This is a genomic window from Telluria sp. RT2P19, assembly GCF_059685725.1.
On sequence record NZ_JCASIL010000021.1, the window covers coordinates 100,311 to 113,472 of the forward strand.

Below are 13,162 nucleotides of genomic sequence, written 5' to 3' on the forward strand. Positions count from 1 at the left end.
CCAGCATTTTCGCCCGTCATGCATATCAATCCAGAACGCAGCGCCCGTCCCGACTACGACCTGCTGGTGCGCCAGGTTACCAGCGTCCTCGAGGGCGAACGCGACCTGACCGCCAACGCCTCGCAGTTCTCGGCCCTGGTCTACGACACCATCTCCGACCTGAACTGGGCCGGCTTCTACTTCACCGTGCCGTCCAGGAAGGGTGCGGGCCAGGACCTGCTGGTCGGCCCGTTCCAGGGCAAACCCGCCTGCGCCCGCATCCCGTTCGGCCGCGGCGTGTGCGGCGCCACCGCGGTCGAGCGCAAGACCATCGTGGTGGCGGACGTGCATGCCTTCCCGGGCCATATCGCCTGCGATTCGGCATCGGCGTCGGAGATCGTGATCCCGGTGATCAAGGACGACCAGCTGATCGGCGTGTTCGATATCGACAGCCCCAAGCCCGACCGCTTCTCCGAAGAAGACCGGGCCGGCCTCGAAGCCATGCTCGCCGCGTTCATTGCCGGCACCGATTTCTAATTGCGTCACCTCATCCAGAGACCCACATGAACCAGCTCGAACAGCTCAAGCAATACACCACCGTGGTCGCCGACACCGGCGACTTCCAGTCGATCAAGGCCTACGCCCCGCAGGATGCGACCACCAATCCGTCGCTGATCCTGAAGGCCGTGCAAAAACCTGAATACCGTCCGCTGCTCGAAAAAGCGATCGCCGACGCGCCTGACGCGTCGATCGACGCCATCGTCGACAGCCTCCTGATCGCGTTCGGCGTCGAGATCCTGAAATACGTGCCGGGCCGTGTCTCGACCGAGATCGACGCCGCGCTGTCGTTCGACACCGAAGCCACCGTCGCCAAGGGCCGCGAACTGATCGCCCTGTATGAAAAGAACGGCGTGTCGCGTGAGCGCGTGCTGATCAAGATCGCCTCGACCTGGGAAGGCATCCGCGCCGCCGAGATCCTGGAACGAGATGGCATCCACTGCAACCTGACCCTGCTGTTCTCGCTGTGCCAGGCAGTGGCCTGCGCCGAAGCCGGCGTCAAGCTGATCTCGCCGTTCGTCGGCCGCATCTACGACTGGTACAAGAAGTCGAGCGGCACCGATTACCAGGGCGCCGGCGATCCGGGCGTGCAGTCGGTCAAGCGCATCTACCAGTACTACCGCAAGTTTGGCTACGAGACCGAAGTAATGGGCGCGAGCTTCCGCAATACTTCGCAGATCCTGGAACTGGCCGGCTGCGACCTGCTCACCATCTCGCCCGACCTGCTGCAAAAGCTGGCCGACAGCGACGCGCCGGTCGAGCGCAAGCTGGTCAAGGATGACGGCGCGGACATCGAGAAGATCGCGGTCGACGAAAAGACCTTCCGCTTCATGCTGAATGAAGACGCGATGGGTACCGAGAAACTGGCCGAAGGCATCCGCGCGTTCGTGGTGGATTCGCTCAAGCTCAAGCAGATGATTGAAGGTATGCGTTAACAACGACAGCTACATCGTGGGATGGTTGGACGCGTGGACGGCGAGCCGTCCACCCCACAGCCGCCCCTTGCACTAAATGGGGCGGATCGCGAGCCTTCCACCTCACAGTCGCCCCTTGCACCAAATGGGCTGGGTCGCGAGCCGTCCACCCCACAGCCGCCCCTTGCACCAATGGGGTGGATCGCGAACCGTCCACCCCACAGCCGTCCCTTACACTAAATGGGCTGGGTCGCAAGCCGTCCACCCCACAGCCGCCCCTTGCACCAATGGGGTGGATCGCGAACCGTCCACCCCACAGCCGTCCCTTACACTAAATGGGCTGGGTCGCGGGCCGTCCACCCCACAGCCGCCCCTTGCACTGAATGGGGTGGATCGCGAGCCGTCCACCCCACAGCCGCCCCTTGCACTAAATGGGGTGAGTCGCTAGCCGTCCACCCCACAGCCGCCCCTTGCACTGAATGGGATGGATCGCGAGCCGTCCACCCCACAGCCGCCCCTTGCACTAAATGGGGTGAATCGCGAGCCGTCCACCCCACAGCCGCCCCTTGCACTGAATGGAGTGAATCGCGAGCCGTCCACCCCACAGCCGCCCCTTGCACTAAATGGGGTGAGTCGCTAGCCGTCCACCCCACAACCGCCCCTTGCACTAAATGGGGTGGATGGCTCTGCCATCCACGCGTTCAACCACCGCATGCATCACAACGCAACCGCGATTCGAACGCGTCGACGGCACGTACGAAGACGTTCCCGCCAGGACTCCTTTCGAGGGGCAGGAACGACTTTTTTTCTTGAAGCAAAAGCGCAAGCAGGCGAAACGCCGGCTTTAACGCGCCTTCAGGCCCGCCAGGAAGGTATCGATCGCCTCCCCGCCCAGCGCCAGCAGGTCGAACGGCGCGAGGTCGAACAGCCAGTTGCGCAGCAACCCGTCGAGCAGCACCCACATGCAGGTCGCGGCATTGTGCGGGTCGACGCTGCGCGGCAGCTGGCCCTTGGCACGCGCCTCGACAAGCTGCGCCTCCATGCGCGCACGCCACTCGGCCACCGCTTCGCGCTTGCGCACGCGGGCCGAGTCGACTTCATCGGTGAACTCGGTCTTGAGGGTGGCGATCTCGAACACCCGGCGCGCCTTCTCGTCGCTGACGACGATGTGCAGCACCGCCATCAGCTCATCACGCAGACGCTGCAACGGGTCGGCCACCTGGCGCTCGTCGAGCAGCTTGACCGCCGTGTCCATCGGCATCGTGGCGCGGTCCATCATGGCGCTGAACAGGGCCCCCTTGTCGACGAAATGCCAATAAATCGCGCCGCGCGTTACACCCGCCGCACTGGCGATATGTTGTAATGTCGTTCGTGAAACACCCTGCTTTGCAAACAAGATTTCTGCTGCATCGAGAATGCTGTCGCGGGTCGCCGCTGCTTCTTCCTTCGTCCTGCGAACCATTTCTTTTAGGTAACCCTCAAATTGATAGGTGCTTAAACTGATTTACATACAATCGTGATAGTATATAAAACTATTCGCAAAAGCCAGCGTTGATCTTACATCCCATGCACATGTTGTTGACCGGGGTGTGACATCGACGCGTATTACTAACTAGAAGGAAGCACTCGTAATGCGCTCTGCCAACTCCTCATCCATGTCCCTCACCCGGGTCGCGGCCGCCACCATGGCTGCCCTGGTCTTGTTGTCTGCCTGCGGCAAGAAAGACGCAGCGCCCGCTGGCGCCGCGCCAGGCGGCAATATGCCGGCCCCGGAAGTGGGTGTCGTCACCGCCACTTTCCAGACCGTCGCCCTGCAGAATGAACTGCCGGCGCGCGTGGAGCCGATCCGCACCGCCCAGGTCCGCGCCCGCGTCGACGGCGTGGTGCTCAAGCGCTCCTTTACCGAGGGCAGCATCGTCAAGCAGGGCCAGTCGCTGTTTACCATCGACCCTGCGCCTTACCAGGCCCAGCTCGCCGCCGCGCGCGCCGATGTCGCGCGCGCCCAGGCCAACCTGGTGGCGTCGCGCGCCATCGCGGAGCGCTACAAGCCGCTGGTCGAAGCCAACGCGGTCAGTAAACAGGAATTCGACAATGCCGTCGCCGCCCAAAAGCAAGGTGAGGCTGAAGTCGCTGCTGCCCAGGCCCAGTTGAAAGTCGCGCAGATCAATGTTGGTTACACGAATGTGAACGCTCCCATCTCGGGCCGCATCGGCCGCGCGCTGGTGACCGAAGGCGCCCTGGTGTCGGCGACCCAGTCGACCGAGCTGGCACTGATCCAGCAGACCGACACCATGTACCTTAACATCACCCAGTCGGCCACCGAGCTGCAGCGACTGCGCAAGCAGGGCGGCGGCGCCGACAACGTGCCGGTGACCGTGCTGCTGGAAGACGGCTCCGAGCTGTCGCAGCGCGGCAAGCTGCTGTTCTCGGACGTCACCGTCGATCCGGGCACCGGCCAGATCACGCTGCGCGCCACCGTGGCGAACCCGAACAACGCCCTGCTGCCGGGCCAGTACGTGCGCGTGCGCATCGCCCAGGCTTCGCTGCCGAACGGCATCCTGATCCCGCAACAGGCGGTCACGCGCGGCGGCCAGAACGGCGACATCGTGACGGTCATCGGCGCCGACAACAAGCCCGTCCCACGTCCGGTCAAGATCGCTTCGCAGCAGGACGCGAGCTGGGTCGTCACCAGTGGCCTGAAGGAAGGCGAAAAAGTGATGGTCGACGGCTTCCAGAAGCTGCAGATGCTGCCGCCAGGCACTCCGGTCAAGCCAGTGCAATGGACCCCGGCCGGCGCCCAGCAGACGCCGGCCCAGGCCGGCGCACCGGCGGGTCAGCCGAACGCGGCGGGCGTCAAGGCAGCCGCCACCACCGGCGCTGGCGGTACCCGCACGCCAGACGCCGGCTCGCCGGCCGCAGGCGCGACCACGCCGGCCGACAGCAGCCGATAAGAACAAGGAATAGGACTTTCCAATGGCACGTTTTTTTATTGACCGCCCAATTTTCGCATGGGTGATCGCGCTGTTCATCATGGTGCTTGGTGGCGTTGCCATCAATCAGCTGCCGATCGCGCAATATCCATCCGTGGCGCCTCCCTCGATCGTCATCAACGTCGCCTACCCGGGCGCATCGGCGCAGACGCTCGAGGATTCCGTCATCTCGATCATCGAACGCGAGATGAACGGTGCCCAAGGCATGATCTACATGGAATCGACCAGCCAGGCCAACGGCAGCGGATCGATCACGATCTCGTTCGAGACCGGCACCGATCCGAACCTGGCCCAGGTCGACGTCCAGAACCGCCTGTCGCGCGCCACCCCGCGCCTGCCGCCGGCGGTGACGCAGCAGGGCGTGCGCGTCGACCAGGCGCGCTCGAACTTCCTGCTGTTTACCATCCTGTCGTCGGATGATCCGAACATCACCAACATCGAGCTGGGCGATTACGCCTCGCGTAACGTGCTGCCGGAAATCCAGCGGATCACCGGCGTGGGCCAGGCCCAGCTGTTCGGTACCGAGAAGGCGATGCGGGTCTGGATCGATCCGACCAAGCTGGTCGGCCTGAACCTGTCGCCGGCCGACGTCACCGCCGCGATCTCGCAGCAGAATGCCCAGGTCGCCTCGGGCACCATCGGCGACCTGCCGGTGGCCAAGGGGCAGCAGATCAGCGCGACCGTGATCGTCACCGGCCAGCTGTCGAATGTCGAGCAGTTCGGCAACATCGTGCTGCGCGCCAATCCTGACGGCTCGACCGTGCGCCTGAAGGACGTGGCCCGCATCGAGATCGGCGGCCAGGCCTATGCCACGACCGCGCGCCTGAACGGCAAGCCGTCGGCCGGTATCGGCGTGCAGCTGGCGCCGTCGGGTAACGCCCTGCAGACCGCCGAGCTGATCAAGGAACGCATGGCGGAACTGCAGAAGTACTTCCCGAAAGGCATGAAGTACTCGATTCCTTACGACTCGACCACCTTCATCGACATCTCGATCGAGCAAGTGGTGCACACCCTGATCGAAGCGATCGTGCTGGTGTTCCTGGTGATGTACCTGTTCCTGCAAAACTTCCGCTACACCCTGATCCCGACCATCGTGGTGCCGATCGCCTTGCTGGGCTCGTTCGCCTGCCTGCTGGCGATGGGCTTCTCGATCAACGTGCTGACCATGTTCGGCATGGTGCTGGTGATCGGTATCGTGGTCGACGATGCCATCGTGGTCGTCGAAAACGTCGAACGCATCATGAGCGAGGAAGGCCTGCCCCCACTGGAAGCGACCCGCAAGGCGATGGGCCAGATCTCGGGCGCCATCATCGGCGTGACCGTGGTCCTGATCGCCGTGTTCGTGCCGCTGGCCTTCTTCGCCGGCGCGGTCGGCAACATCTACCGCCAGTTCTCGGTCGTGATGGTGACCTCGATCGGCTTTTCGGCCTTCCTCGCGCTGTCGCTGACCCCGGCGCTGTGCGCGCACCTGCTCAAACCCGTCGAAGCCGGCCATCACATGGACAAGAAGGGCTTCTTCGGCTGGTTCAACCGTCACTTCACCAAAGGCGCCAAGCGCTATGAAGGCTTCGTCGGCTCGATCCTGAAACGCGCCGGCCGCTGGATGGTCGTGTTCGCGCTGCTGGTCGCCGTCGTCGCGCTGATGTTCACCCGCATGCCCAACGCCTTCCTGCCGAACGAAGACCAGGGTTACGTGATCGCCAACATCCAGCTGCCGCCGGGCGCGACCGCCGAGCGTACCGGCACCGTGCTGCGTTCGCTGGAAGAGTTCGTGATGAAGCAGCCCGAGACCGCCAATATCGTGGCCGTGACCGGCTTCTCGTTCTCGGGCCAGGGCCAGAACATGGGTCTCGCATTCATCCCGATGAAGCCATGGGACGAACGCAAGGGCGACGGCCAGGACGCACAATCGTTCGCCGGCCGCATCACGGGCCACATGGGCGCGGTGCGCGACTCGTTCATCTTCGTGGTGAGCCCGCCGCCGATCCCGGAACTGGGTACCGGCACCGGCTTCTCGTTCCGCCTGCAAGACCGTGGCGGCAATGGCCACAACGCCCTGCTGGCCGCGCGTAACCAGCTGTTGGGCATGGCCATGCAGAGCAAGATCCTGACCGGCATGCGTCCGGAAGGCCTGGAAGATGCGCCGCAACTGAAGCTGAACATCGACCGTGACAAGGCGCAGGCCCTGGGCGTGACCTTCGGCGCGATCAATACCGCGCTGTCGACGTCGCTCGGTTCGTCGTATGTGAACGACTTCCCGAACGCCGGCCGCCTGCAGCGCGTGATCGTGCAGGCCGATGCGCCGCAGCGCATGCAGCCGGACGACCTGCTGCGCATCAATGCGCTGAACCGGGAAGGCCAGCCGGTGCCGCTGTCGTCGTTCGCGAGCACCGAATGGACCACCGGCCCGATGCAGACCAACCGCTACAACGGCTATCCGGCGATGAAGCTGACCGGCGAACCCGCCCCGGGCTACTCGAGCGGCGACGCGCTGGAAGAAATGCAGCGCCTGGCGGCCCAGCTGCCGGCCGGCTTCGCCTTCGAATGGACCGGCCAATCGCGTGAAGAGATCCTGTCCGGCTCGACCGCGGGCATCCTGATCGCCTTCTCGCTGCTGGCGGTGTTCCTGGCCCTGGCCGCGCTGTACGAAAGCTGGACCATCCCGGTGTCGGTCATGCTGGTGGTGCCGCTGGGCATTCTCGGTTCGCTGATCGCGGCCACGATGCGCGGCCTGCCGAACGACGTCTACTTCAAGGTCGGCCTGATCACCATCATCGGCCTGGCGGCGAAGAATGCGATCCTGATCGTGGAATTCGCCAAGGACCTGCAGGCCGAGGGCAAGTCGCCGTACGAAGCGGCGCTGGAAGCAGCGCACCTGCGTTTCCGTCCGATCATCATGACCTCGCTGGCATTCATCCTCGGCGTGCTGCCGCTGGTGATCGCGGGCGGCGCCGGCTCGGCATCGCAGCGCGCCATCGGTACCGGCGTGATGGGCGGCATGATCACCGCGACCGTGCTGGGCGTGATCTTCGTGCCAGTCTTCTTCGTGGTGGTGCGCACGCTCTTCAAGGGCAGCGCCCGCCAGCAGAAGATGTACGCGACCCTACACCAAAAGCACGTAGAAGAAGGAAGCAAACAATGATCAAGCACATCAAACTCGTCACTCCGCTGGCGCTGGCGATGACGCTGGCAGGCTGCCTGTCGCTGGCCCCGGACTATGAACGCCCGGCCGCGCCGGTGGCCGCCGCCTACCCGGAAACCCCGCAGGCGGCGACCTCTTCGACCAGCCCGGTGCTGACCGCTGCGCCGGCGACGGTCGCCTGGCAGTCGTTCTTCACCGATGCGCGCCTGCGCTCGCTGATCGACGCGGCACTGGTGAACAACCGCGACCTGCGCATCTCGATCGCCAATATCGAGCAGGCGCGTGCGCAATACCGCATCACCCGCGCCGACCGCCTGCCGACCGTGGGCCTGGGCATCAGCGGCAATCGCCAGACCACGGGCGAAGACCAGCCGATCCAGAGCGTGTACCAGTCGGGCCTGTCGGTATCGCAGTTCGAGCTCGACCTGTTCGGCCGCGTGCGCAACCTGTCGGACGCGGCGCTGGCGCAATACCTCGCCACCGAAGAAGCGCGCAAGGCCACGCAGATCAGCCTGATCTCGTCGGTCGCCAGCGCCTGGCTGCAACTGCTGGCCGATGAGGAACTGCTGCGCATCACGCAAGACACGCTCAACACGCGCCTGGAATCGGACAAGCTGTTCCAGCTGCGTTTCGAAAACGGCGTGGCATCGCGCCTGGAACTGCAGCAGTCGCGTTCGCTGGTCGAGACGGCCCGCGCCACCCTCGCCCAGCAGCAGCGCCTGCGCGCCCAGGACATCAACCTGCTGACGCTGCTGGTTGGCGGGCCGCTGCCGGCCGACGTGAGCGCCGGCGCCACCCTGGCCAAGACCGAGCTGCCGGACATCCCGGCCGGCCTGCCTTCCGACCTGCTGACCAACCGGCCGGACATCCGTTCGGCCGAGCAGCAGCTGATCGCCGCCAACGCCAATATCGGCGCGGCGCGCGCGAACTTCTTCCCGCGCATCACGCTGACCGGCAGCGCGGGCAGCGCCAGCAGCGAACTGTCGGGCCTGTTCGACAGCGGCACCTGGGGCTGGACCTTCGCACCGCAGGCGATCCTGCCGATCTTCGACTACGGCCGCAACACCGCGACGCTGGGCAGTGCCCGGGCCGGACGCGATATCGCGGTGGCCGAATACGAGCGCTCGATCCAGACCGCTTTCCGCGAAGTGGCGGATGCGCTGGCTGGGCAGGCGACGTTCAGTGAGCAGCTGCGCGCGCAGGCGGCGGTGACCGAGGCGGAAGCCGATCGTTTCAACCTGTCGGACCTGCGGTACCGCAGCGGCGCGGCGAGCCAGCTCGATTTGCTCGATGCGCAGCGGTCGCTGTTCCAGTCGCAGCAGCTGTCGGTGCAGGCGAACCTGCTGAGGTTGCAGAATCAGGTGACCTTGTATCGCGTGCTGGGTGGAGGATGGACGGAGCCGGCGGCGCCGGCGGACGGCGGAGCACCGGTGGCTGCGCGTTAAGCCGCCACCGAAAAGTGCTGTCATACGGACCGGGCCCATGTGGCCCGGTCTTTTTTTGCGGGCAGCCATGACGAAGAATGCCGATTGATCCGGCGGCGTTGCAGGATTCCCGTCCCCGATCAACCGTGGCTGAAGTTCGTCACCGTCGATACCAGCGTCGCACCGCAACTGGTCTTGTGGCCATCATAGACGACGGCAAGACCGCCGACCGTATGGTTCGCCTCTCCTTCCACAATGGTGACCTGACCATGTATGGGGCAAGTACAAAAATCGCCGACACACGCGACGGCGACACCCCCAACCGTGAAGTGGGTCGCGGCGACCTCGCTTACCTTGCCGCCGTGACTGGTGGGGTCGTTCAGGCGGATTATGTCAGGCATTGCTATCCTTCATATCGTGATCAGCATGTCAGATGTCGGTTCCTGATCTATCGACCGAGGATCCAAGGGGGGATTCATGCTCAAGCAACTTCCACTCGACCGTCGCGATTTGATACGTATTGCCGACCAGCGTATGCCACAAGCTCGCCCCGCCATCCGCCAACACAGGTGGCAACTTGTCGCCCGCCTTGAAGAATCGGCGCCGTTCACCGTCGATCTTTCGCTTTTCCAGGCATTCCCACCAACCGGATTTGGGGGCAGATGTCTCCCGACTTCCTCACGTTTCCAAGCGATGCCATGGGCGCAGGCGTAATCGGCGATGTGGCATCGCTCGGCTGACGCACACGAATAGTCGGGAGAAGCTTGTCCCACAATGCCAATGCCGCTTCGTTGGTAAGGCTCGGTTTGACACTAGTCCTGGCATTCTCCTTTACACCAGTATCCATGCGAATATCCAGTTGCGGGTGCAGGGCGTCGTGACGCTGTCCCACGCTGAAGAACCGAAACTCGTGTGCGTCAGTATCGCCTTTGTATTCAGGTCTTCTGGTGAGAATTTCTTCTCCTTCCCAACCGTCAAGCTGGCGACGCCCTTCGCGTAGTGTCGTGACGCGAGCGAAGAAGGAAGCAAGCTGGATAGCATTAGCGCGTTCCCTGGCGCTCTTTCGCAGGACTGAGGGATTACTGCTTTCCTGTAAATAATCATGATTTTTTTGCATTCTTATCGAGAACCTGACGTCCGGGATATCGTTGAAGCGAAGACCAAATGTAGTGTTTTCATATTCTGGTTGAATATCAACAAATCCTCCATCGACGCAAAGTCCCTGTCCAGATGGGATTTCGGCATCGGAACGTAAGCGCAGTTGCGTGGCAAACCGGTTCATCTCCCGAATCACATCATCCTTCTCCGTTACATTACCCCTCTCCAAGACAAATAAATCGCGGCCTAATGGCATGTAGGAATGAATCGTATAGCCGATTGAGCTTCTCGCTCCGAAGACGAATTTCTGGCCAGGCAATGCTCCATCCATTGTTTCTCCAACCAATGGAAATTCCTCTATTCGATCTTCTGGAAGATAATCCTTCTGCTTTTTTGCCTCATCAAGCTGAGACGACACGAATTCTGGAAGATCACCAGCCTGATCTCGATAAACGCTGAAGTTACCGTCCAACTCTGCCGGGCCGTACACTACAATCGCACTATCCGGCACAGAAATGACAAACCTCCCGAAGCATACGAGACGAGTCTTTTCAAACAATCCAGCAACATGATCATTCGACGTTTCCATTAAATCCCCAGTAAGTTTTTTAAAGGCGTAGCTTGCCCCGGAGGCTATGACCAGCGAGAAAATTATCGCAGTAACCCACGAATTCTGATTTAAACGAAATTTTTTCATTTATCAGACCATTTCATCGTCGAGATAATTCTAAATAAGCTGTACAAGGTGGCATCAATCACTGCTTCATCAGCATAGCTCGCCTGGTGCTCGTAGCCAGACTGCCTGAAAATACCCTTAAATTTTCCGCTTCTAAGCTGCGCATCTCCCGAGTGCAGCGGGACAGTTTGATCTCCCGGTTCTGCAGCATCCTGCATTTCAACACCGAATGCCATGGCGGGAGACTTCTCGACTTCAACCGCCGAATCTATCATTTTCAATTCTCCCGCCTGATTATCCTCAACAATGCTCAATGCTTCGACATCGTGGAAAACCGCAGTGGCATTTGCTCGCCATACGACCTTATACCAGGCTTTTCTATCAATATCGGCGCCATAATGAGCGTAGCTATTTTCATGATATGTATCCTCGATATCCTCATGAAACTTTTTAGCCTCATCTAAATGAAGAAGGGTTTGTGAAATTCCAGCCGTATTCAAGCCAGCCGGATTAATCCATTCTTCGCGAAATAAGCCGTACCACTTCCCTGTTATCTTATATATTTCCTCGTAAGGGCATTCTTGAGGCCAGCTCTTAATCAATTTCTCACCTCTTCGAAATTCCAGCCAGCGTTTTCCATAAAGACGACTAGGGAGCAATTGCAGTGCACCTGGCGCGCCTGCAAGGACTGCAGTAACATCCTTCCCGTTATTTCCTAGGATTGCCGCACCTATGTTTGTTAGCAAGCTATACCACGTACTCTCAACACCGCATCGCATACGCTTATACGCAGCCCCTGCCCCGACAGCGGGCATGACTCCATGTACTATGCCAAGTACTTTGTCATTAATTTTTCCTATTTTTGGATGAATTACGGCTCGAGCTACTAATCCACCCATAGAGTGGGTTACCAAGATTACTTTTTCGCATCTAAATCCCTGCCTCTGATAATCTTCTATGAGACTATCGATCCTTCTCGCAACATCAATTCCGGATATACGATTACTCTTTAGCCAGTTATATCCGATTGCGTGAACCGGAAACCACGCTCCTTTAATTGCAGAACGCATAGCATCCACATCAATAGCCTTCATCGATGATGTAGGATGCGCCCCCCATTTATTGGGATCAATGCTGGCGACATGACCGGATAAATATCTTTCCACAGTCCTGTTTGAAAATGCAGAATTCAGCTTATTCTCGCACATGGCCAGAATCGGCTGATAGCTACCAAAATACACCTCGCCCCACCCCCGCCCCCGGGCCTTCTGGTCTTGTGTTCGACCATTTTTTGTACCAGGAAGATCTCCCTGCAGCAATGGACCATCAAGCCGCTTCCACCCACCATAACCCCATGAATAATGCACCGCCTCATTTCTCTGGTCAGATTTTTCACTTCGATTTCCGGTATCACTTCGTTCTGGATCATAGGTATCCACCTCTGTGACTTCCGGATCAAGACGCATTTGTCTTTCGGCAGGATTGTCGTCGAATTGTTTAATCGTCACATAGGAATTATCCGGACGCCATGATATATTGTGACCCTGCCCTATTTCGCCTTGACGATCGGCCTTTAACCTCAAGTTCGACCCCATAATTCCGGGAATAAAAATAATAGGCAACACTTTTTTAGGCAAAATACATTGCACTTGCGGAGTGCGATCTTGTTTTGGCGTAACAAAGCCTTGGGATATGTTCCCCTGATTTCTCTGCGGGCTTACTGGAAGTTTGTACCCATAAGGCTTAAACGAAGAATTCATATCGGATCCCTTTGACAAATTTTTCAGTCGTCGAGTGCTTCGATAATATAACTTCCGAATGGAATATCGGAGATAAAGTCCTGAGTCATCCCATCAACGCTGGTACGCCCTTCAATGATTTGCCCATCGTCTAATGTCACTCGATAGCGCTGATAGCCAAGTGGCTCACCTGTGGACAGATCGGCTAGCCGCACACGCTGGTCATGTTCAACCATGCTCTTTGGTATGTGCATGGAAAGCGAACCTCCGTCACCAGCACCGGGAAACTCAGTTTTCGAGGATCTGACTGTGAAGCTGCCAGTACATTGATGCGTAACTGCGCCATCCCCGAGTGCCATTTGCGCGCCTCGGGTTACCACCGTCACTCTCGGCGATTGCAAGACAATTTCTTCGGTGGCGGAAAGGACAATACGTTTCGCCGATGTGATCTCCACGTTCTCATCGTGCGCCTCGATTTCGACCTTTCCGCTTCCCGCGACCAGCTTGGCCCCAAGCGAATGCGCAGTAAGCGTGCAGCCCACCCACCTGTAACGTAGCCGCGATGACGTGCAGACTCGAGGTTTTCTACTTCGAGGATTCCATGACCCGTCAACGCATTCCCGCATCGACCTGGCATGAGCG

General features: G+C 60.2%; 10 protein-coding genes. 5 read left to right on the plus strand and 5 right to left on the minus strand.

Annotation, left to right across the window (positions count from 1 at the left end):
- Positions 1-18 precede the first annotated feature (18 nt).
- The gene (locus AC56KW_RS21920; protein ID WP_497172769.1) at positions 19-516 is read left to right on the plus strand and encodes a GAF domain-containing protein; all 498 of its coding nucleotides are present in this window, start codon (positions 19-21) and stop codon (positions 514-516) included.
- Between the two features lie 26 nt (positions 517-542).
- Positions 543-1,472, plus strand: a complete 930-nt coding sequence (gene tal / locus AC56KW_RS21925; RefSeq protein WP_497172770.1) for a transaldolase — start codon at positions 543-545, stop codon at positions 1,470-1,472.
- A gap of 823 nt (positions 1,473-2,295) precedes the next feature.
- Here the strand turns inward: tal and AC56KW_RS21930 are convergent.
- Complete coding sequence (locus AC56KW_RS21930; protein ID WP_497172771.1) at positions 2,296-2,847, minus strand: TetR family transcriptional regulator; 552 nt, start codon at positions 2,845-2,847, stop codon at positions 2,296-2,298.
- Between the two features lie 235 nt (positions 2,848-3,082).
- On the opposite strand from AC56KW_RS21930, the gene AC56KW_RS21935 reads away from it, so the two are divergent.
- From AC56KW_RS21935 to AC56KW_RS21945, 3 genes are read left to right on the plus strand one after another with little or no spacing between them, the layout of a single operon-like run.
- Entirely contained in the window at positions 3,083-4,402 is a 1,320-nt protein-coding gene (locus AC56KW_RS21935) for an efflux RND transporter periplasmic adaptor subunit (protein WP_497172772.1), read from the plus strand.
- A 22-nt stretch (positions 4,403-4,424) separates the two neighbouring features.
- Positions 4,425-7,583 carry an efflux RND transporter permease subunit gene (locus tag AC56KW_RS21940; protein ID WP_497172773.1) on the plus strand — a complete coding sequence of 1,053 codons (3,159 nt, stop codon included), beginning with the start codon at positions 4,425-4,427 and terminating at the stop codon, positions 7,581-7,583.
- On the plus strand, positions 7,580-9,028 hold the full coding sequence (locus AC56KW_RS21945) for an efflux transporter outer membrane subunit (RefSeq protein ID WP_497172774.1): 1,449 nt from the start codon (positions 7,580-7,582) through the stop codon (positions 9,026-9,028). The genes AC56KW_RS21940 and AC56KW_RS21945 overlap by 4 nt, the downstream gene beginning before the upstream one ends.
- A 119-nt stretch (positions 9,029-9,147) precedes the next feature.
- Here the strand turns inward: AC56KW_RS21945 and AC56KW_RS21950 are convergent, their stop codons facing one another.
- The 4 genes from AC56KW_RS21950 to AC56KW_RS21965 form a co-directional block, all read right to left on the minus strand.
- On the minus strand, positions 9,148-9,408 hold the full coding sequence (locus tag AC56KW_RS21950) for a PAAR domain-containing protein (protein WP_497172775.1): 261 nt from the start codon (positions 9,406-9,408) through the stop codon (positions 9,148-9,150).
- Between the two features lie 206 nt (positions 9,409-9,614).
- Positions 9,615-10,802 (minus strand): T6SS immunity protein Tli4 family protein, encoded by a 1,188-nt coding sequence (locus AC56KW_RS21955; protein ID WP_497172776.1) that lies wholly within the window; start codon positions 10,800-10,802, stop codon positions 9,615-9,617.
- Positions 10,799-12,541 (minus strand): esterase/lipase family protein, encoded by a 1,743-nt coding sequence (locus AC56KW_RS21960; protein ID WP_497172777.1) that lies wholly within the window; start codon positions 12,539-12,541, stop codon positions 10,799-10,801. Before AC56KW_RS21960 ends, AC56KW_RS21955 begins: the two co-directional genes overlap by 4 nt.
- A 23-nt stretch (positions 12,542-12,564) precedes the next feature.
- Positions 12,565-13,146, minus strand: a complete 582-nt coding sequence (locus AC56KW_RS21965) for a DUF2345 domain-containing protein (protein WP_497172781.1) — start codon at positions 13,144-13,146, stop codon at positions 12,565-12,567.
- Between the last annotated feature and the right edge of the window lie 16 nt (positions 13,147-13,162).